The sequence below is a fragment of the Halorhabdus amylolytica genome (assembly GCF_004944975.1).
In the GTDB taxonomy this organism is placed as follows: Archaea; Halobacteriota; Halobacteria; order Halobacteriales; family Haloarculaceae; genus Halorhabdus; species Halorhabdus amylolytica.
Window position 1 is genome coordinate 1 of the sequence record NZ_SPQG01000021.1, and the last position, 20,979, is coordinate 20,979.

The 20,979-nt window shown below is 64.6% G+C and carries 18 protein-coding genes; 10 read left to right on the forward strand and 8 right to left on the reverse strand.

Annotated elements, in window-relative coordinates; translation table 11 throughout:
* Nucleotides 1-158 precede the first annotated feature (158 nt).
* The 3 genes from E3374_RS16280 to E3374_RS16290 all read right to left on the reverse strand — a co-directional run bounded on the left by E3374_RS16280 (nt 159) and on the right by E3374_RS16290 (nt 5,696).
* Nucleotides 159-1,346, reverse strand: a complete 1,188-nt coding sequence (locus E3374_RS16280; protein WP_136690014.1) for a redox-regulated ATPase YchF — start codon at nt 1,344-1,346, stop codon at nt 159-161.
* A 275-nt stretch (nt 1,347-1,621) separates the two neighbouring features.
* The gene (locus E3374_RS16285) at nt 1,622-4,045 is read right to left on the reverse strand and encodes a type II secretion system F family protein (protein ID WP_136690015.1); all 2,424 of its coding nucleotides are present in this window, start codon (nt 4,043-4,045) and stop codon (nt 1,622-1,624) included.
* A 1-nt stretch (nt 4,046) separates the two neighbouring features.
* On the reverse strand, nt 4,047-5,696 hold the full coding sequence (locus tag E3374_RS16290) for a type II/IV secretion system ATPase subunit (RefSeq protein ID WP_136690016.1): 1,650 nt from the start codon (nt 5,694-5,696) through the stop codon (nt 4,047-4,049).
* Nucleotides 5,697-5,959: 263 nt separating this feature from the next.
* Between E3374_RS16290 and E3374_RS16295 the strand changes: the two genes are divergently transcribed.
* The 3 genes from E3374_RS16295 to sucD all read left to right on the forward strand — a co-directional run bounded on the left by E3374_RS16295 (nt 5,960) and on the right by sucD (nt 8,681).
* On the forward strand, nt 5,960-6,382 hold the full coding sequence (locus E3374_RS16295; RefSeq protein ID WP_136690017.1) for a DUF5793 family protein: 423 nt from the start codon (nt 5,960-5,962) through the stop codon (nt 6,380-6,382).
* Between the two features lie 204 nt (nt 6,383-6,586).
* Nucleotides 6,587-7,732 (forward strand): ADP-forming succinate--CoA ligase subunit beta, encoded by a 1,146-nt coding sequence (gene sucC, locus E3374_RS16300; RefSeq protein WP_136690018.1) that lies wholly within the window; start codon nt 6,587-6,589, stop codon nt 7,730-7,732.
* Nucleotides 7,733-7,811: 79 nt separating this feature from the next.
* A complete protein-coding gene (gene sucD / locus E3374_RS16305; protein WP_136690019.1) occupies nt 7,812-8,681 on the forward strand; it encodes a succinate--CoA ligase subunit alpha in 870 nt (289 codons plus the stop codon).
* 180 nt (nt 8,682-8,861) lie between these two features.
* On the opposite strand, the gene deoC is transcribed toward sucD, so the two are convergent.
* Nucleotides 8,862-9,506, reverse strand: coding sequence for a deoxyribose-phosphate aldolase (deoC, locus tag E3374_RS16310; RefSeq protein ID WP_136690020.1), 645 nt, complete (start codon nt 9,504-9,506; stop codon nt 8,862-8,864).
* Nucleotides 9,507-9,729: 223 nt separating this feature from the next.
* Here deoC and E3374_RS16315 point away from each other — a divergent pair, with 223 nt between their 5' ends.
* Together E3374_RS16315 and E3374_RS16320 are read left to right on the forward strand one after the other, a co-directional pair.
* On the forward strand, nt 9,730-10,581 hold the full coding sequence (locus E3374_RS16315) for a DUF63 family protein (protein ID WP_136690021.1): 852 nt from the start codon (nt 9,730-9,732) through the stop codon (nt 10,579-10,581).
* Between the two features lie 121 nt (nt 10,582-10,702).
* Entirely contained in the window at nt 10,703-12,205 is a 1,503-nt protein-coding gene (locus tag E3374_RS16320; RefSeq protein ID WP_136690022.1) for an HPP family protein, read from the forward strand.
* A 6-nt stretch (nt 12,206-12,211) separates the two neighbouring features.
* Here E3374_RS16320 and E3374_RS16325 read toward each other — a convergent pair whose 3' ends face one another.
* Entirely contained in the window at nt 12,212-13,378 is a 1,167-nt protein-coding gene (locus E3374_RS16325; RefSeq protein WP_136690023.1) for an NAD-binding protein, read from the reverse strand.
* 131 nt (nt 13,379-13,509) lie between these two features.
* Here E3374_RS16325 and E3374_RS16330 point away from each other — a divergent pair, with 131 nt between their 5' ends.
* Genes E3374_RS16330 through E3374_RS16340 form a run of 3 tightly spaced genes read left to right on the forward strand, consistent with a single transcriptional unit; the run spans nt 13,510 to nt 16,847 of the window.
* The gene (locus E3374_RS16330; protein WP_136690024.1) at nt 13,510-14,742 is read left to right on the forward strand and encodes a potassium channel family protein; all 1,233 of its coding nucleotides are present in this window, start codon (nt 13,510-13,512) and stop codon (nt 14,740-14,742) included.
* Nucleotides 14,739-16,520, forward strand: a complete 1,782-nt coding sequence (locus tag E3374_RS16335; protein WP_211195001.1) for a TrkA C-terminal domain-containing protein — start codon at nt 14,739-14,741, stop codon at nt 16,518-16,520. The genes E3374_RS16330 and E3374_RS16335 overlap by 4 nt, the downstream gene beginning before the upstream one ends.
* A gap of 45 nt (nt 16,521-16,565) precedes the next feature.
* The gene (locus E3374_RS16340; RefSeq protein WP_136690025.1) at nt 16,566-16,847 is read left to right on the forward strand and encodes a ubiquitin-like small modifier protein 1; all 282 of its coding nucleotides are present in this window, start codon (nt 16,566-16,568) and stop codon (nt 16,845-16,847) included.
* 46 nt (nt 16,848-16,893) lie between these two features.
* Here E3374_RS16340 and gatD read toward each other — a convergent pair whose 3' ends face one another.
* Nucleotides 16,894-18,135, reverse strand: a complete 1,242-nt coding sequence (gene gatD, locus E3374_RS16345) for a Glu-tRNA(Gln) amidotransferase subunit GatD (protein WP_136690026.1) — start codon at nt 18,133-18,135, stop codon at nt 16,894-16,896.
* An 85-nt stretch (nt 18,136-18,220) separates the two neighbouring features.
* Here gatD and E3374_RS16350 point away from each other — a divergent pair, with 85 nt between their 5' ends.
* Nucleotides 18,221-18,715 carry a hypothetical protein gene (locus tag E3374_RS16350; RefSeq protein WP_136690027.1) on the forward strand — a complete coding sequence of 165 codons (495 nt, stop codon included), beginning with the start codon at nt 18,221-18,223 and terminating at the stop codon, nt 18,713-18,715.
* A gap of 5 nt (nt 18,716-18,720) precedes the next feature.
* Here E3374_RS16350 and E3374_RS16355 read toward each other — a convergent pair whose 3' ends face one another.
* Complete coding sequence (locus tag E3374_RS16355; protein ID WP_136690028.1) at nt 18,721-19,371, reverse strand: ArsR/SmtB family transcription factor; 651 nt, start codon at nt 19,369-19,371, stop codon at nt 18,721-18,723.
* Between the two features lie 122 nt (nt 19,372-19,493).
* Nucleotides 19,494-20,366: a hypothetical protein gene (locus tag E3374_RS16360; RefSeq protein ID WP_136690029.1), complete on the reverse strand. Its 873-nt coding sequence runs from the start codon at nt 20,364-20,366 to the stop codon at nt 19,494-19,496.
* Between the two features lie 238 nt (nt 20,367-20,604).
* On the opposite strand from E3374_RS16360, the gene E3374_RS16365 reads away from it, so the two are divergent.
* Nucleotides 20,605-20,961: a DUF5802 family protein gene (locus E3374_RS16365; protein WP_136690045.1), complete on the forward strand. Its 357-nt coding sequence runs from the start codon at nt 20,605-20,607 to the stop codon at nt 20,959-20,961.
* The last annotated feature ends 18 nt before the right edge of the window (nt 20,962-20,979 follow it).

Here is a 20,979-nt window from a genome sequence, read left to right on the forward strand (position 1 = left end):
TCGAACGCGCGATCGAGGGGGCAGACCGCTGAACGCTGGCGTCTAAACAAGGCCCTTTGTCTGTATTGAGCGATTCGCGAAATCAGAAGAGGGGTACGCCAACCGTTCTATGACACCCTGGTACGACACTGACAGCGCCGTCTGTTTCCCCAGTCAAGCTAGTTTGTCGTCGTGATCTCGAGGACGTCACGGTGATCGAGTTCCGTCCCCGCGCCGACCTGGCGTTCCGAGCGGACGTCGTGGGCGTGGAGAAAGCCCTCGCCGATGTCCGTATGCAGGAAGTACGCGAAGTCCTCGGCCGTCGAGCCGTCGGGGAGGACGAAACAGTCCTGCAGGAACGTCCCGTCGTCCTTTGGGGCTCCAGAGCCGGGGAAGACGGCGATCGCACCCAGCACGTCGAACAGCGCCGTTTCGATGACGTTCTGGACGCCCGTCCCGCCGTATGCTCCAATGAACTCGCGGATCTCTTCGAGCCCAGCGGCCTTTTCCGCAGGGAGATCAGCCGTCACCTCGAAATCTTCATCGCCGGGACGATAGTCGAGGACGCCCTGTTCGTCGCCGTTCTTCAGCGCTTTCTCGGCGTGGGCCGAAACGGGAACGAACGTCAGGTGGTCGTAGTCGGGATCCGATGTCACCGCTTCCCAGTTGTCCTGTGCGGCCTCGGTGTCCATCTTGTTCGCCGCGATGACCATCGGCTTGGTCCGCATCCTGATCTCGCGGGCCAGGGCTTCACGGTCTGTCTCGTCCCACGTTTCGGGATCGAGTTCGAGTCCCTCGCCGAGAATGACTTGCTTGATCTCGTCGTCGCCGATGCCAAAGGCCGAGAGCTGTTCGGCCAGATCGACTTCGATATCGCCGTCGTCCCCGTTGTAGCCCGATCGGTATCGCTCGATGCCCTTCTCGAAGATGTCGAGGTACCATTCGTCGAGTTCGTTCTCCAGGAAGTCGATATCCTCGCGTGGGTCGTGATCCGTCGTCGGCTCCCCTTCTAGATCCGTCTCGCCAGTGAAATCGACGACGTGGACGAGCACGTCCGCCTCGTTCAGATCCGAGAGGAATTGATTGCCGAGTCCCTTGCCCTCGTGAGCGCCGGGGACGAGCCCGGCAACGTCGACCAGTTTGGTCGGCACGAAGCGGACGCCGTCGGCACAGTACCCGTGGTTCGGGGTGCAGGTGTGGTCGAACTCGGGGGCCGCACACTCGACGCGGACGTAGGCTTCGCCGACTGAGGGGTCGATCGTCGTGAACGGATAGGCCCCTTCAGGCACGTCGTTCATCGTCGCTGCGTTGAAGAACGTGGACTTCCCGACGGAGGGCTTGCCCACGAGTCCGATCGTATAGCTCATTGTCGACTAGCGGTCAACAGTCGGCTAAAACGTTCCCAATCGAATCGCCAACGGGTGTACGTCCCACACTCTGATACGGACTGCTGTAAGTCATTTCGGTATCGACCGCCCGCACTCGGGCGATCGTACCGGTAAACAGTTACAGCAGTCCGTATGAAACGTTGTCTTCGAGTCGAGGGTTCTGGATCCAGTCGCGATCTTGTTTCCGTGTGGATGGGAGCAAACGACCACCTCGACCGACCGAGAGGACACGCGAGGGGGCGAGGTGACCACGCTCAGGACGCCGTTTCGAGCGGTTGGACCGTCGCTTCGACCGAGACGGTGCCGCCGGAGGTGTATGGCCGATCGCGGTCTCCGTCGTCGACGGTGAGTTGCTCGTCGCCGTTGGGATCGAGGTACGGGACGGCGACGAGGGTGATCCGGTCCGTTATCGCCCGATCCAGCTCGATCCTGACTTCGTCGTATTGCCCCGGCGGAAGGTACGCCGAGTGACCGACGACCGGTCCATCCGCCGAGCCCTCGTGGATCACGACGAATCCACCTTCGGACGTCGAGACCGAATCGACCGTGACCGTGCGTTCGAGGACACCCTGGTCCCCGAAGGACAGGGAGGCGACCGGCGAGGCGACGAGCACGATCGCGAGATAGGCGATCGTCAGCAGGATCGCGGCGTGTTTCGCGCCGTCACGGAGGGTTCCCTCGCCGAGTTGTCCCGCGACGAACCCCGAGAGCGCACCCTGGATGAGCGCCGCGTGTAAGAAGATCAGCGTGTAGGCGGGTTTGTTGACCGATCCCAGACGGGCGAATGCGGAGACATCGACGCCCAATCGGTTTGATTCCGGCACCGGCACGTCGTCGGGGAGACTCGGGACGAGCACTTCCTCGACGGCGAAGATGATGACCAGGAACACGAGAAAGGAGACGTAGATGACGACCAGATAGGTGAACATCTGCTGGCGGCGTTCCCGGCGCATCCGGAGGTCCGAGCGGGCCTGCCTGGCGGCGATCCGCAACACTGGCCCCAGTTGTCCACTGGCTCGCATCGCGTTGGTCAACAGCGTGACTACCCGGGCGATCGCTATCGTGTGGATCCGGCGGCCGAACCGCCGGAGTGCGTCCGTCGCGTTGGCTCCCAAGGAGATGTCAGTCCAGATACGGTCGACCTCGTCGGTCAGCACGCCGAGATCGGTGTCCCGGACGCGATCGAGGCTCTCGACGAAAGACATCCCCGCCTCGTTGAGGCTGGCGAGCCGTTCTAAGAGTTCGGGCGTGGCGGCCTCGATGCGATCGATGTGGCGGGTGTGCATTTCTCGGATGATCGCGTAAGTCCCGACGAGGAAAATCGTCACCTGGACGATCACGTCGTCCGCGAGCCGGAGGTTGAACCCGTACTCGGTGACAGTCGCCGGCCCGCGCAGGGCGACCCACGCCAGCGCGATCGGGACCGTGAGATAGAAGATCCGCGTCGGGTTCCAGAGGACCGTCTGGACGGGACGGGTTGCGATGCGTTTGATCCGCTCGAGGCGATCGTAGAGTCGGAGTTGAGCGTGCCCGGTCACGGACCGCGCGGAGACCCCACCGTCAGTGCTGGCGGTCGGCGTTTCGGGCGCGGTGGTACTCCGGTCGTCCCCACGTTCGAGGGCGGTCAGGCCGCTTTCACGTGCGATCCCGAGTTCCGCGAGTTTCCCGTCCAGATAGACGACGAACAGGGCGTTTGCGAGGGGGACGATCAGGTACGCCAGCATCTGGAGGATCGGGAGCGTGTCGGTGATCGTCAACCCGAAGACGAGCAGGATGGTGAACAGGAAGAGTATACCTGCGACCAGCACGGTGACGTAGGCCTCTGCGATCGTGGCGAGCAACTCCAGGACTTCGGCCTGGCGTTGCTCGGCCTCCTCCTGGAAGCGCTCGTACTGGTCTTCGAGGAAAGCGGGGATCCGCTGGCCACTGGCGAGCACGCTCGCCAGGTTCTCGCCGAACGTCCGAAAGGAGTCACTCGGCGAGCGGTAGGCCATCCGCCGGACGGCCGAGAGCATGTCCCGTCCGAACAGGTCCATCTCCCGGACGGCGACCCCGATCTCGTCGGCTGTGTCTCCGTAGATATCCTGGTTGCGACCGAGTGCTCGCATCACCTCGGGGAAGGCCAGTCCGCCGCGGGCCAGTGCGTAGGTGAACGCGACCGTTCGGGGGAGTGCTTCGTTGATCCCGCGCCGACGTACCTCGGCGTGGCTGGCCGGGAGTTGCCAGCGGGCGACGTAGGTAAGGCCCGCCGCGGTGAGACCTACCACCACGCCGCCGACCGTCAAAAAGAAGGTCAGCTGTCCGGGTGCGAGGAGGATTTCGAAGTCCCGCCGACCGAGGACGTCCCCCATGACCGAGGGAAGGTCGGCGAGCAGAGCCAGAACGGTCGGCAACGCTAGTAACGCGCCGCCGAGGGCGTAAACCCCGACGACCCCGCCGATCAGCGCCGCAAGCGCCGTATAGAGGTACGTCTTGGCGGCGTAGACGCGATAGGTCGTCCCTACGTAGGCCGCCTCCAGGCGACGCTGTCTCGCAGGCGAGGGTTCGACGTACCGGCTGAAGTATCGCCGGGAAATCCGAGTGAACAATCGATCCAGACGCGGACTGAGACGCGTCAGTACGACTGTCGCGGCGACGGCGAGTGCAACGATCAGCGGTCCCAGCCCTGCGGGGTTCATATCAGGCGACGCTCACCTCGGCATCAAGTAACTCGAGGGCGGCTTCCTTATCGGCGTAGTACCTGTTGACGTGGGCGGTGAACCGGCGATAGTCCGTGACACCTTCCTCTCTGAGAGCGGTGAGGAACCGCTGGCGGTCACGGAGTTCCGAGAGCAGTTGTGCCTGGCTCCAGCCCCGTTCGTCACGGATCTCCTCGAGCAACGAGGACCCGTGTTCGGCGAAGGCGTCCCCGGTGGGGTTCCACTCGTAGACATTGGCGTAGTCGAGTTCGCCAGTCCGCTGGTCGATCCCTTCGATCTCCGCCAGCACTTTCGCGCGCCGGACGCGCTCGTCGCCTCGGCGGGCCAGGACCTGGACCGCGAGCACGTCGAGACTTTGGACCATCTGGCGCGGGACGTTGATGGGTTCGTTCTCTAAGCGATTGATGACCGTCTGGACGGAGTCGGCGTGCATCGTCGAGAAGGTCGTGTGGCCGGTGTTCATCGCCTGAAAGAGCGTGATCGCCTCCTGGCCGCGCACCTCGCCGACGACGATGTACTCCGGGCGGTGACGCAGCGCCGACCGCAGCAGGTCGTACATCGTGATGTCGTCCTCGTCGAAGCGTTCGCGGGTGACACTCGAGAGCCAGTTGTCGTGATACAGCGACAGCTCGCGGGTGTCCTCGATAGTGAGAACCTTCGCCCGCGGCGGGATGAACATCGACACGGCGTTCATCGAGGTCGTCTTCCCGGCCGCCGTCCCGCCGGCAAACAGCAGTGACTTGTTGTGCTCGATCGCCAGCCAGAGGTACGCGAGCATCTCCAGGCTGAAGGTGCCGTACTCCAGGAGGTCGATCGGCGTGAAGGGATCCTCGGCATACTTCCGGATGGTGAACGCCGAGCCGTGTGGGGTCACTTCCGTTCCCAGTGCGAGTTCGATCCGCGAACCGTCGGGAAGCGTCGTCGAGACCATCGGGTCAGCGACGCTGATGTGCCGACCCGAGCGCTGGGCCAGCTGGATCACCGCGTCTTCGAGTTCCTCGGCGGAGAAGGAGACGTTCGTCTCGATGTCGGTATAGCGATCGTGGTAGGCAAAGATCGGCAGGCCGGTCCCGTCACAGGAGATGTCCTCGATCGCGGGGTCGTGCATCAGCGGATCGATCTTGCCATAGCCCTGGAACTCCCGATAGAGGTAGTAGAACAGCCGGTGAACCGTCTCGGGACCGACGTCGACGCCGTACTCTTCTAAACGTGCCCGTAGTTCCGCGAGGATGGCGGTCTCGGGGTCCTCGTCGATGTCGTCGCGGTACAGCAGCGGTCCACGGACATCCTCGAAGAGGCGTTCGAGCAGGTCCCGCTGGAACGTATCGAGGTCCGGTTCGGCGACGTAGTAGTGGTGTTCGTCCTGCTCGGGGTCGTGATTGATCGACGCGAAGGCGTACGGCGCGTTCAGCCAGTAGCGTTCGATCTCTTCCATCTCCGGGCGTCCATCGAAGGACACAAGGCGACCGTGTCGCGCCGGATCGTAGCGATCCAGTGGCACCCGCGACCCGGCGAGTACCCGAGTGATCCTGCCGAGCCAGTCTCGCACACCGGTCAGCCGGCCGGTCCCGTCCGAACGCTTCGCTCCCGACGACTCCTCCTCCGCGACGGTCTCGGTGGTGTCTGCCATCCTGAATCACCCGGGACACGACCGGTCCGTGTCTGTTTCGTGTTGCGGATTGCGAGTCCAGGCACTTAAATTCGAACGGCCGATAATCACCGACGAGAACGCTATCGAAACAGTGGGCGAATCGTCGTCGACCGGTCGCAAAATCGGGATTCCAGTCGGTGGCCGGACACTTCGCAGGGTGACGGAAGAGACTCATTGCTGGCGGCCGTTCCCTCCGTCGCCGTCACCTTCATGCCAATAGAACACATACCATCGATCACCGGATGAAGCGCGAACACTTCAGCCTGAATGCCATTCCGGATCCGACCGCTACTGGCCAGCCACCGACCATCGAGATTACCTACGACGGGCCGACCGAGTCGCTTCACGATCGTCTTTCGACGCCCGGGGGCGATCGTCGGGGCGCCGAGGACGTGGATGTCGCCTACCGGTTGCGCGACGAACAGCGGGGAGTACTGGGGATCTCCGACCGCTTCACAGGTGCGTTCGTCTGTGAGATGGACGCCGACGCCGAGGTCGTCACCGACATCGTCTCGGCGGCCGAGAACGACGACGGTCGGTACTGCATCGAGATCGGGGGCGGGAAAGACATCTGGTCGGTCGAGAAGCGGACGTTACTGGTCTACGACGGCGACGGCCGCCTCCTGCGGACCTGCAGTCTCATCCCCGGTAGCGTCGAGCTGTGACCTGCTTCCTCGTCGCTTCGGAACCGACGTCCTGGTCAGCGACCAGCCGGTTTTCTCGTTGCGATCACCGTCTTTCTCGTTGCGATCACCGGTCTTCCCAGTCACTGCCGTCCCGACTCCCTCAACCGGCAGGATCGGCCGGAAGTTTGGGAAACGGTAGCGAAAAGCGGGATTTAATGCATCCCCGCCCCGCACGGTGGATACATGCGACTACACGAGTACCAGGCCAAACGCGTCTTCGCCGACGCCGGGATTCCGACCCCCAAGTCGGAACTGGCGTCGACTGTCGAGGAGGCCACTGAGGCGGCCGAGTCGATCGGCTATCCCGTCGCGATCAAAGCGCAGGTCCACGTCGGCGGGCGCGGGAAGGCTGGCGGGATCAAACTCGCCGACGACGCCGAGGAGGCTCGCGCGGCGGCCGGGGAGATCATCGGTATGAACCTGAAGGGATACGAGGTCGATCGGGTCCTCGTCGAGGCCGCTGTCGATTTCGTCAACGAACTGTACGTCGGCGTGACGATGGACCGCGGCGCCGGCAAGCCCGTTGCCATGGTCTCGACGAAAGGCGGAGTCAACATCGAGGAGGTCGCAGCCGAGGACCCCGACGCTATCGCTCGGGAACACGTCGACCCCGCTTTCGGTCTCCATCCCTATCAGGCCCGCAAGGCCGTCTACGACGCGGGTGTCGACCGCGAGATCGCTGGCGACGTCGCGTCGATCCTCTCGACGCTGTACGACCTCTGGGACGAGAAGGACGGCAGCGACGCCGAGATCAACCCCGTGATGATCACCGACGAGGGAGAGGTGATCGCCGCCGACGCAGTCTTCAACGTCGACGACGACGCCCTGTTCCGCCAGTCCGAGATCGCCCAACTGCAGGGCGAGACAGGTGGTGACGACCTGGAGACGATGGCGGGCGAGTACGGCTTCGACTACGTCCGTCTGGACGGTAACGTCGGGGTCATCGGCAACGGCGCAGGCCTCGTGATGACGACCCTGGACATGGTCGATCACTACGGCGGGTCGCCCGCGAACTTCCTGGACATCGGCGGCGGCGCGAAGGCCGGCCGTGTCCGCAACGCCCTGGAGGTCGTCTTCGCCGACGACAACGTCGACAGCGTCGTGTTCAACATCTTCGGTGGGATCACTCGCGGCGACGAGGTCGCCCGCGGCATCAACGAGGCCTTAGCGGAGTTCGAGGAGATCCCTAACCCCGTGACTGTCCGGCTGGCGGGCACCAACAGCGCGGAAGGCATGGAGATACTCAACACCGACCTCGTGACCGTCCAAGGAACCCTGGAGGAAGCGGTTCAGCGTGCCGTCGCCGACGCTCAGGAGGTAACAGCATGAGTTCTATCGCACGATTCGACACTCGCATCGCTCGGTCGACTGCGACTGATACCCTCATTCTCACCACGGGGTGGTTCGAATGAGCGTCCTCGTAGACGAGGATACCCGCGTCATCGTCCAGGGGATCACCGGCGGCGAGGGCGAGTTCCACGCCGAGCAGATGATCGAGTACGGGACGAACGTCGTCGCCGGCGCGGTCCCGGGCAAGGGCGGTCAGGAGGTCCACGGAGTACCGGTCTACGACACAGTGAATCAGGCCGCCCGCGAGGCCGAGGCCGACGCCTCTGTCGTGTTCGTCCCGCCCGCTTTCGCTGCGGACGCGCTCTTCGAGGCGCTGGACGCACCCCTGGACGTCGTGGTCGCAATCACCGAGGGGATCCCGACTCAGGACGTCAGCGAGGTATACGAACAACTCCGGCGCACGGACACACACCTCATCGGGCCGAACTGTCCGGGGATCATCACCCCCGGCGAAACGAAACTCGGTATCTTGCCTGGCAACATCTTCGAGTCCGGCGAAGTCGGGCTGATCTCCCGGTCGGGGACGCTCACGTACCAGATCGTCGATAGTCTCACACAGCGGGGGATCGGCCAGTCGACGGCAGTCGGCATCGGCGGCGATCCAATCATCGGAACGGGGTTTATCGACGCCCTGGAACTGTTCGAAGCAGATCCCGACACGGAAGCCGTCGTCATGTGCGGCGAGATCGGCGGCGAGGACGAGGAGGAGGCTGCCCGTTACATCGCCGAATACATGGATACGCCGGTGGTCGGGTTCATCGCCGGTCGGACCGCCCCGCCGGGTAAACGCATGGGCCACGCCGGTGCGATCGTCTCCGGCAGCGGCACTGGCACCGCCGAGAGCAAGATCCAGGCGCTGGAGAACGCCGGGGTTCCCGTCGCCGAAACGCCCGATGAGGTCGCCGATCTGGTCGAAGAAGTCCGTTGACCGGGTCATCGAATCCTGGAGCCGAGCGACGGTGACCTGAACGATTCCATTTTTGACACTCGTCTGTCAAAGAATCAGTCCGGACACATCCTTCGCGTTGAAACGTCTTCAGTGTCCACGGAACCGACCCTATGTTCCCGGTCACTCGCCGTCGGACCGTTGTCGCGGTTCTTCGAGCGATCAGGACCGGGAGTGGCGGTATTCTTCGACGATGCCGTCGCCACTCGACGTGCCGATTCGCGAGGCACCGGCGTCGAACATCGCCTTTGCCTGTTCCCAGGAGTCGACGTCCCCACTGGCTTTCACCGGGAGATATCGTGAAATTTGTTTCACATTTTCAGGTGTGGTTTCACCGCCGTTGAATCCAGTAACCGTCCCGAGGTACTCGGCGCCGGCGTCGGCCGCGAGCTTTGCGATCCGGTCAACTTCGCCGTCGCTCAACAGCGGAGCCTCCACGGTCACCGTCACCGGGAGCGACGTCGCGGCGATCACCTCGGCGATGTCTTCGCCCACTCCGTCGTCCTCTTCGGCCTTCAGGCGACCGACGTTCGGGACGACTTCGAGTTCGTCCGCGCCGTCCGCCCCGGCACGCTCGGCCTCGGCGGCCTTCATCGACGGGTCGTGTTGTCCGTGAGGGAAGCCGATCACCGTCGCTAGTCTGACTCCCGGCGCGTAGCTGTCGGCCAGCGAGACGTAACAGGGCGGGACGCGGGCGCCAGTGCCGTATTGGATCGCGACATCGAGCACCGCGATGACGTCCTCCGGCGTCGTCTCCGGCCCGAGGACGGTGTGTTCGATCCGCGAGGGGACGTCGTCGTATGGCATTGTCCTCCCCCGGAGGGGCGGCAGGCACCCATATAACTCCACCGTACTCGGGGACCCGTCGCGGTCGCAGTTGCCGAACGGACTGGAGACGTGTGATCCCAACTGAGGGAGACGTGTCCTTCGGCACAACGGTTGTCGCAGTTGCCGAACAGACTGGAGACGTCTGACGCCGTTGGGCAGAGTGACCGGAAGCTTTTCCACATATGGCTCAGTGTCGAAATATATGGTCTTACCGAGTGGATTCGTCGTTCCGGATGTCCCGTATCTGGTGGCGCTAGGACTCGGTTCCCTTCTCACAACGTTGCTACTATGGGGGCTTGAGCCGCCGGTGACGAAAAACCACGTCTTCGCCTTCTCCCCCTGGATCGCGGTCGGCGGTATCACTCACGCGTTCTATCAGATTACTGTCCCGCCGGCGGTCACCAGTCCGCCGGGACTGTATCCGGAGTGGGTCGCGCCGCTGTTCTCGGCGCCCGCAGTGTACGTCACGCTTTACGTCGTCGTCGGGATCGTCTGGCTGGTGCTCATCTTCGTGGGGGCGATCGGGGGGGCCCTCGACCGCACGCACCTGCATCTGGGGATTACCGGTCTCGGAGTGCTGGTCGTGTTCCTGACCGCGATGGTCTGGCAGGGTCTGGAGATCGGCCTCTCGCCGACGTGGCCGATCGTCGGGTTAGTGCTCGCAGTGCCGATCACCGCCGTGGCGTACTTCCTGTTGAGTATCCGGTGGACGAGCGTGGTCGCCCAGACCGGACTGGCGGGCGCCGCAGTCGTCTTCGCGCACGTCTTCGACGGCGTGATCACTGCGATCGGTTACGACGTGCTCGGGGCGTCCGAGCGCACCCCGCTCCCGGCGGCGATCATGGCGTTCGCGGGCGACCTTCCGACCGCGGCGTATCTCGGCAGCGGCTGGCTGTTCGTGGTAATCAAAGTGATCGTCGCCACGCTCGTGGTTGCCGCTGTCGCGGATATCGTCGACGAACGTCCCGCTGCAGGGAGCCTCTTGCTAACCTTCGTAGCCGCGTTCGGCCTTGGACCGGCGACGAACAACTTCGTGTTATTCTTCCTCGGGTAGAGCCCGGTCCGATCACCACTGACGACAGAAAGTGATTCGCGCGGCGTGGACATGGTGGTCGGTCCACTCTCCCGGCCGAACCGTGTGAGTTTTTACGCTCCAATCCGACGACGGTCCAGAGATGTCGAATCCGGTCGAGAAGGCGTATCGACGGCTCGAACGTCGCCTCGAACATCGGATCGCGGCGTTCCGCCGCTGGGTCGAGCACACCCAGAACCTGTTGCATCTGACGATTCTCGTCGTCATCCCGCTGTTGATGGGGGTCGTGACAGCGTTGTCGAACACAGTCGACGCGCTGCCGTATCTGCTGTTCCCACCCCTGGCGTCGGGGACGTACACGTTGTTCTCGGATCCGGAAGGAGAGAAGGCCTCGCCGCGACGGTTCGTCGGCGGACTAAGCGTCGGCGCGCTGTGTGGCTGGTTCGCGCTCGCCTTCGTGACGCGCTACTGGCAGCACATCCCGCCGGGCCAATACACCGTCAACGCCGGCGCAGTCGCGTTTGGTCTCTTCTTGACCGGCGTAGTGACGTGGACGCTCGACCTCCAGGAACCCTCTGCCTATTCCACCGCGCTGCTCGTTCACGTCACCGGGACGACCCAGCTCGGCTACGTCCTGAGCGTCACTCTCTCTTCGCTGCTTGTCGCCAGCGTCTTCCTCGTCTGGAGGGAAGGCTTCTACGAGAAACGTGCGGCATTGCTCTACGAGTCTATCCGTGGCGACGATCACGTTCTCGTGCCGATGACGGGCGACCGAGCGGACGCGACTGCGATGCTGGGGGCCCGCCTGGCGGCCGCTCATGACGCCGGCAAAGTCGTCCTGCTCGACGTGGTCGACGACGAAGCGGTCGCCCGTGCCGAACGGGAGCTGCTCGACGCCCAGAGCAGTGTGACCGGCGAATCCCGGATGTCGGGGGTCGATCGCGAGGCGATCCGGGAAGCCGGAGCGTTCGACGAGGCGGAACTGGACGACGTTGCCACGGGACAGGCGGTCTCGACGGTCGCGAACCGTCTGGAAGCGGCGGCCGACCGCATTGAGACGAAAGTCGGTGTCCCGACCGACGTTGCCGTCGCGGTCGACGGCGACTCCGCCGCCGCGACGATCTTGCAAGCGGCCCACGAGGCCAACTGTGATCTGATCGCGATCCCGTATGCCGAGCGATACGGTGGGCTCTCGCCGACGATCCGTCAGCTGTTCGGCGGTGACGTAGACGTTATCGTACACCGCTCACGGGACGGCCGGACGCGCTGGAAGCGCGTCATGGTTCCCGTCCGCAGGGCCGGCGGGGTCGCCCACAGCATGATCGACTTTGCGACGCGCCTGGCGGGTCAGACAGGTCACGTCAGTGTCTGTCACTGTGTCGACCACCAGTCCCGGCGCCGCAAGGCCGAGGAGATGCTGGCCGATCTCGTCGAGACGGCGACCGGGCGCCTGGAGACGCGCGTCGCTGCTGCCGACCTTCAGGAGTTCCTCGCCGAGAACGCACCAGCCTACGACCTCGTGATAATCGGTGCGAGCCAGGACCGTAGCGGCGCCTCGCGGTTCGTCTCGCCGCCGACGTTCGAGCGACTTGCCGACGTCGAGACCGACGTGGCGATCGTCGATCGAAACTTCGAACAGGGATAGAGCCACTCACATGTCGTCTTCTTCCTCGACAGCGAGGATTCGATCGGCGATCGCCTCCATCCCTTCCCCACCCATTGCCGACTGAACGAGGAGGTGCCCGCCGATGACCGCCGGACTGATGACCGAATCCGCGCCGGCCCGGCGGAGCTTCTCGATGTTCTCCCGATCGGTCGCGGCGGCGACGATCCGGGCGTCGGGATTGAGCTGGCTGGCAGTCAGGATGGCGAGGGCGTCCTGGGCGTCGTCGTTGGTCGCCACGAGCACCGCGCGGGCACGGTCGATACCGGCCCGTTGTAGGGGTTCGTCGTCGCTAGGATCGCCGACGATCGCGTTGATGTCGCGCTTGCCGAGTGCGGTCGCGGCGTCGTCGTCCGGTGTGACGACGATGAAATCCACCGTCGACTGGAGTTCTTCGAGGATCGGTTCCGTGAGGTCGCCGTAACCCAGCACGAGGACGTGATTCTCGAGCTGGTCGAGTTGTGAACGGGTCATGGTACCGAGTGCTTTGGCGAAGCGGGCTTGGATCATTGGGCCGATCAGCGAGCCGAGCGCGAGCGCGAACGACGCCGTGCCGAGGACGACCACCGACAGGGCGAACAACCGCGCGCCGTCCCCGCTCGCCGGGATCACGTCACCGTAGCCGACCGTCGAGGCAGTCACGACGGTGTAGTACAGCGCGTCGGTGAGCGTCTCCACGCCGCCGAACTCCTCGCGTAGCGCGTAGGTTCCGATCGTCCCGTAGGCCATCGTGCCGATTAGCGCCACCAGCGCGGCAAGCTGTGCCGTCGAGAGGTCGATCCGCCGGTCGAAGCGGCCGTAACTCAACAGGACAGTCGGCAGCGAGAGCACCGAGAGGGCGATCAGCGGGACCGAGGCGACGTTCGTCTGGACGAGTCCCTGGACGGCGGTCACCGGCAACAGAACGACAGTGGAGAACCACGCCCCACGGAGGCGGCGTCTGAGACCGAAGGCCGACGCGAGCATGAGAAACCCCGTCAACGCACTGGTGAAGCCGGCCGTCCGCTGGACTGCGGGGGGGATGAACGACGCGAGCGGCCCGGAGATCGACTGTGCGCCCACGTTGACCAGTCCCGTCGCGACCGAGAGAAGCGCCACGGCGGTCGTCAGGTAGATCGCCGGCTTCGGGCCGATCCAGTCCCGAACCTCGTCCATACCAGGGTACTCCGCGGGCCGGGAGTAAAGTCTGCCGGGACGTCCTGGCCAGTGAACCATGACGGGAACACTCCTCGGAACGAAACAGGGCGGCCGGTACTGATTTCAAACTGGCCGCGGTCGGTTCGAATATGCCATCGTTGCCGGTTGCGCTGCTGTTCGGCGTCTACCTCGGGATCCTCACGGGGATCATCCCCGCCCTGGTCGCCTGGGTTCTGGGGTTCCTGTTCAAGTATCTCACCGGCGTCACGCTCCCGGGGTTCGGTGTCGTCGTCCTCGGCGTCGCCCTGGCAGGGGTCAACGGCGGCCTGCTCGCGCTGGCGGACCCTTCGATCACGGGCTCGGCGAACGCGCCGTCGGTCGTCGTCGCCCTGCTGGTCATCATGATGATGGTGCTTTACGCCCACAGCAAGGGCGATCAACTCGGGGCGACCACACCACGGAAGTTATCCCTCCGGAAACTCGGCGAGCGGACCCTGTCGTTGGACCTGATCGAGTCGGTCGGGAGCAACGAGGTCCGGGTCCGGGTGACCGGCGAAGTGGCCGATGTCGAGGGATATCCACCGCTGCCCGAGGGGCTGCGCGAGCAGATCCGAACCGGCGAGTGGACGTTCCCGGCCGACCTCGACTTGCCGGAGCTGGAAATCCGGCTGGCCGAACGACTCACCAACGAGTACGAACTCGGCGATGTCTCGGTCTCGATCGACGAGCGCGGGCGGGCGACCGTCGCCGCCGCGCCGCCGTTCTCGGGCCTGTCGAAACGGGTCGAGTCCGGCAAGCGTGCGGTCTCGGTCGACGCGTTCGTCCCGACCGGTCTCGCACGCGGGGATGTGGCGACTGTCATGACAGTAGACACACAAGTACGTGGAACAGTTCTGAGCGCCAGATCGACCCGCAGCGACGGCTCCACGCCACCGTCAACGGTGTCGGGAGACGAACCTGACGCGTCGATCGAGGGGGGACAGGAGCCGCCACCGGTCAGGGCACCGACGACGACGGGCGGCGACGGCCAGGTGACGGTCGCAGTCGGGCGGACTGACGCCGAGGCGCTGTTGCGCTCGGATCGAGCGACGATCATCGTCGAGGCGCGGGGAACCCGCCGGGAGTACGCGCTCATCTCGCTGCTCCGGCGGGCTGGCAAGCGGTTCCGTCGGGTGACTGTCCGCGCCGGGGGCGAACTCGCAGGCGAAACCCTCGGCACTGCCGGCCTCCGGGAACGGTTCGGCGTCGTCGTCCTCGCAGTCAGGGACGGGGGCGGCTGGCAGTTCGATCCGCCAGGAACGTGGGAACTCGAACCCGGGACGGAACTGTACGCTGTCGGGACCCGGGACGCGCTGGACGAACTCGGGAAGGTGGTCGCATGATCGCTCCCGTCGAGATATCGGTCGAGGTCGCTTCGGTGACGATACTCCAGATGTCCGGAGTGACGGCCAGACTACTAGACGCGGCCGCCCAGATCGGTGGGCTTGCCGTCCTCGCGGCGGCGGTCGCGGGCGCCGTCGCAATCGCCTTCCGGTGGTACGCCCGCGAGCGGGTCTCGAACCCCCCGGCGGTCCTGCTCGGGGTGGCAGTCGTCGCGCTGTACCTGAACGCGACTACCGCACTCGGGCAGGTCATGGGGGGCGAGGCCGTGCTGAGCGTCCGGGTCGCGCTGTTCAACGTGATCGCTCTCTTCTCCGGGACCGTCGCGGCCCTCGTCGGAATCGCCGTCGGCGATCGGTTGGCCCGCACTGTACTCGGGGAGACTGGCCCGGTCGCCGTCGACGAGTCTCTCGGCCGCGTCGTCAGAGCCGTCGGTCGCGTCATTACCGTCGAGTTGCCCACAGAGATCGACGACGTTCCGGGGTACGATCCAGTCGATCCTGACACGAAGGCAACCCTTGAGGGAAAGACCTTCGTCTTCCCGCGCGGGCTCACCGTCGAGGAGTTGCGCGACCGCCTGGCCCGTCGTCTGCGGGAGGACTACCGCGTCGGCCACGTCGACCTCGAACTCGATACCGATGGAACCGTCACACACCTCGGACTCGGATCCCGGGCGGCGGGGATCGGCCCGTCATTGCCGCCCGAAAGTGCGGCGATGGCAATCCGGGCCGACCCTGCCCACGCGGCCAGTGCTGGCGACCTCGTGCAGGTGTGGACTCGCGATCCGCAGACGCGGCTGCTCAACGCCGAGGTCAGAGGGACCGCCGGGGAGATCGTTACGATCGCGATCGACGCGGCCGACGCGTCGAAGATCGATACCGACGAGCGATACAAACTCGTCACGTTACCCGTCGAAGAACGGGCCGATCGGGAGCTGACGGAACTGCTCCGGGCGGCCGACGAGACGCTCGGGGTCGTCGAGGTGAGAGAGGGGAGTCCCCTCGTGGGTACTCCCATCGGGGCACTGGACGTGACAGTCGTCGCCGTCCATGCCGGCGGTCCGGAGGATCGGATCGAGGCGCTTCCCGAACGCGATCGCGTCCTTGCGGCCGGGGACTCGCTGTACGTGATCGCCCGACCGGAAACGATCCGCCGGATCGAATCAGCGGCGGACGCGACCCACGGAGTGGACGAGCGAGCTTCGAGCACTATCCCGCCAGGAGCCGAGCCAGGCCGCGATCCGTCAGCGACTGCACCCGATCAGGACAGTCACGGTGACGAGTCACCGAGTGACCTCTCCGGTGATGAAACAACCAGTGTCACCGACGATGGAACGTCCGAGGAAGCGTCGGCGGTCGACCCGGAACGGACAGACGAACCATCGCTTGAGGACGATCCAGAACGGACGGCGGAAAGTACCATCGAGGGGGAGGAGACCGGGGAGGTTGACGAGGAGCCGTCCGAAGATAGCCAGGAACGGGCAGGAGAGGACCCCTCCGGGGGCTTTGAGGAGCACGATGCGGGACAGAGGTCTACGGGGGAGTTCGGGGTATCCCCCGACGGGGAAACGGATCAGACTGACGAGTGGACGTCCGAAGATATCGACCAGCACGAGCCCTCGTCCGAGGGTGCCTTCGAGGACCTCTCAGAGATGGATGATCTGACCGACATGGAGGACCTCACCGATCGTGACGATCCGACTGACGCGGACGACGACCTCACCGATCGTGACGATCTGACTGACGCGGACGACGACCTCACCGATCGTGATCGAGAGTGAATCCGGCCCGGAACGTTCATTCCGTCTGCGTCCCCCACGTCGGATATGGACGTTACCTGGCGGCTCTTTGCGACGTTGGGCGAAGCGGCCGACGACAACGAAGTAGTCATCGGCGTCTCGAAGGGGGCGACTGTCGCTGATGCGCTGGAGGCTCTCTTCGAGGAGTATCCCACCGTCGCCGAGGAGGCTCGCGACGAGGACGGTTCGGTCTACGAGCACGTCCGAACGCTTCACGAGGGGACGGACGTCGACGAGCCGCTCGCTTCGGAACGCGAGATCGAAGAAGGGGACGAACTGGCGTTGTTCCCGCCAGTCAGTGGCGGGTGAGCCAAAGACCGGTTCGCGGGCGGGATCGACAGTCGTAGTCGGGATCTCAGTCCCAGGGGACCGACCGCTCGGTAATCTCCCCGGCTAGCGGTTCGCGCATGGCGCTCGCGGGGTCCTCACGGTTCTTGAGGACCCACATCAGCTTGACCATCGCCGTCCCTGGGAGCATGTCCTCGCCCTCGATTACGCCAGCGTCCAGCAGATCGCGGCCGGTGTCGTAGACGCGATCGCAGACGCGACCGTCGAGACACTGGCTGGTCATCACGACTGTCGTGCCGTCCTCGACGAGGCCGTCGATCCGGTCGATCCAGTCCGTGTTGACGTGACCCAGGCCGGTCCCTTCGATCACGACACCCGCCGATCCCTCGACGGGATCGAGCATCGTCGGTTCCCCACCGGGAACGAACTTCACGAGATCGACGTCGGTTTCCAGGTCCTCCCGCAGTTCCAGATCCGCCTCACCACGCTCCGCGTGATCCCGGCGGAACGTTATCTCCCGACTGTCGTACTCGACTTCGCCCAGCGGCTCCCGACCGATCGTCTCGAAGGCGTCCCGGCGGGAGGTGTGGTTCTTGCGGGCGCGCGTCCCGCGATGGAGCGCACAGACGTCGTCGCTCTCGGTCGCGTGCATACAGACCATGACCTCCGCGGCGTCGCTCTTGGCCGCCTCGACCGCACAGACGGCGTTCATCACGTTGTCGCTAGACGGGCGATCGGCGGAACGCTGGCTGCCGGTGAAGACGATCGGCACTGGAGTCTCGAGCATGAAAGAGATGGCGCTGGCGGAGAACGCCATGGTGTCCGTCCCATGCATGACGACGACGCCGTCCGCACCGGCCTCGATCTCCTCGTGGATGGCCCGCGCCAGGTCCACCCAGACGTCCGGGGTCATGTTCTCTGAGAGGATGTTCGCGACGACGCGGCCCCGATAGTTCGCCAGACCAGCGAGTTCCGGGACGGCCCGCAGGACATCCTCGGCGTCGAACTGGGCGGTGACAGCGCCGGTCCGGTAGTCGACAGTCGAGGCGATGGTTCCTCCGGTCGAGATCAACGAGATCGTCGGGAGGTCCTCGTCGAACTCGACGGCCGACTGCTCGCTTGTCTCTCCCGGTTCGATGTCGTAGACGTCCGATTCGAGGACGGTCGTCTCTGTACCGCTGCGATCGACGCCGACGTTGTATCCACTCGGGAGTTTCACCACGATCGTCTCCTCACTCGAGGAGGGGAGGACGACCCCCTCGACGGACCGGTCCTCACGATCGACCCGCACACGATCTCCTGGGTTCATGTACTCGCCGATACCGGGTCAGTTGACGTAAAACCATCTTTCCCGGGCGGGAAAAGTCCATGTGGCTGGAACGCCCAGGTCACGTATGGCCGAGCGTACCGAGGAACGAACGCGTGAGCGGTCCACTGGAGTGGATCTCGATGCTCTGTCGGAACTCGATGAGGGTGATCGCCACAGTGACGCCCCGACCGAGGCCGACGGCCGGCTGGATCGACTCCGGGGACGGCTGGGTTCGATATTCTCGTTGCGGTCGTTCCTCTTCGGGCTGATCGCGACCGTCGTCGGGGCCGTCGCGTTCGGATTGGTGATCCCCTTTTTCGGCTCGGTAGCCGCCCTGGGTGGAGTCTTCGCTGTCGCGTTCGCGTTCGGTGCCCTCGGAGGCCAGCGCCGGTATCTCGAACTCGGCCTGGCCGGCGCGGCGACGGCGGCGCTCGGGACGCTCACCGAGTTCCTGGTCGTCACACTGGTTGGCGGGAGTCAGCTGTTGGTCGTCTTTGGCGCGGGGAGCGGTCTCCTCGCGGCACTGGCCGGCCATTACTTCGGCCGGGATCTGCGGTCGGGCATGACCCGTGAGGTCTGAGACGATCAAACTGCGAGTGTCCACCCGTCGTCAGTCTGTTCGACAACGTCGCGGGATTGTAAGGTTTCGATGACGTCCTCGACCACCGAGGGCGGGACCTCGACTTCGCGGGAAACCTTCTCGACATCGGTCGGCCCGTCGGCGAGTACGCTCATGACCTCGACGTAGAGACGCCGTTCGCCCTCCTCGATCTCGTCGCCGATCCGTTCCATGACGTCCGTCATGCGACCCTGCACCCACCGCTGGGCGAGCGAGAGTTCGTTCTGGAGGCGCCGCAACCGGCGTAACTCGACGGCGAGTTCCGAGAGGTCAGAGGCCCCGTCCGGATCGATGTCGATCGAGAGGTACTTCGTCGCGGTGATATCCAGACCGGAACTAGCCGGATAGGCAGTCTTCGTCCCGAAGTCGTACGGCGATGCCGAGACTTCCAGACGGAACCCCCGTGAGATGTAGAAGTACTTCCGACGGCGTTCGTCGGTCCGACTCTCGACCAGTCCGGCCTCCTCGAGTTGCCGGAGGTGGTCGATGACCGCTTTCGGACTCACGCCGAGGTAGTCGCTGATCTCGGTGACGAAACACGGTTTGCGTGCCAGCAACCGCAGGATGCGCCGCCGGTTGGCGTTCCCCAGAAGATCCAGCAACTCGGCGGATTCCATTTACGTGACGTTACCGCTTCTCCTTGATAACTCTGTCTGTCAGGATCGATAGAAAGCCGGCCATCTCACGACAGGACCATCACGTGTATCCCACGCACTGCCGAGAAAGAGTCGACCTTCGATCAGCCGTCCGCCGGGCCGTCGTCCGATTGCTTGCCTTGCCGATCGTCCGGAGGCCCTGTCTTGTCATCGTCCGGTGGTCCCGTCTTGTCATCGTCCGGTGGTCCCGTTTTGTCATCGTCCGATGATCCTGTCTTGTCATCGTCCGATGATCCTGTCTTGTCATCGTCCGGTGGTCCCGTCTTGTCACTGGGTGGACCTGCCGTGCCGTTTCCCGGTGGTCCCCTCGACCGGTTCTCCGGGGGGCCGGTCACATTGTTGTCCGGCGGACCGGCGCGCACGTTGGCAGGCGGGCCACCCGGGACACCGGCCGGTGGACCGAGCGAGAGATTGCGGGCCATCGAGGCCACCTCGTGACCCGAGAGGTTCGCCGCGTTTGTGCGGAGTCGTTCGAGCCGCGTCGTGTTGACTCCGACGCGATCACCGACGCGTTCGGTCTCGTCGATCGAATGCTGGAGGTTCCGAACGCGTGTCGTGAGGCGAGCGACCTCTCCAGCGGTGGCCGGATTACTGACGTTGACTCCCTGGCCCTGTAGGCGATCGAGGCGCGCCTCGAGTCGCTGGAGACGGTTCGCGAGACGCTCGGTCCGGCGTTCGATCTGTCGAGCGGCTTTCGACGCGTTCTCGTCCACGCTCCGTACCCACATACCGGTCTCGATAGAGTCGTTCGCGGTGGCCGCGCTCGACTGCATGAAGGCGCTCATCCGACTACCGAACGTGCCTTCGCTCGCGTTCTCCCCCTCTATCTGGGTGACACTGGCCTCCCCTGTCGCCGCCGATCCACCATCGACACCGGTCGTCGCATAGGTCAACGCCGGCCCGGCGACGAGCGACAGAACCACCAGCGAGACGACGAAGGCACCTCGTGGCTGCATGGGATTTCCTACGCCCCTGGCACACTAAAACGCCAGTGGCCGTTCGGAACCGTTTACTCACCGATGAAACGACACAAAACAGTCCAAGAGCGTTTATCGATCCGTCTAAATGGATATCAATCACGATTTCGCGTCGGTGGTCGAGAGAGTGCCGTCCCGTTCGTCGGAACGTCCCGACAGTGATCCGATTGCTGCCAAAGGTTTATATTACATGGTGTGTCACATGGTATTGAATCGCATGTTCGAACAGTTCTCGCGATCCTACTACCTGGGTCGGCTGTACGTCCAGCCGAACGAGGGTGACGCGCCAGCGATGTGCGAACGACAGCACCGGGCCGTTCGCCGGCAACTGTACGACGACGTCGGCGACAGCGAGCGACCGCCGCTCGTGATGAAACTCGGTTCGCGGCACTTCCCAGTGACGGGCGGGGAGTCCGTGCCCGCCGACACCCTCGCCGTTCCGCCCGTGATTTTGAGCGACTCCGGAGTCGAGCACCCGCCCTCGCTACGGGAGGTACTGTTGGCGACTGACGATCGCGCCGAGCAGTTACTCTCGCTGTCTGGTGCCGACCGACCGGAGCCCGCCGGGATTTAAGCCGTTCGGCTCGTCGAC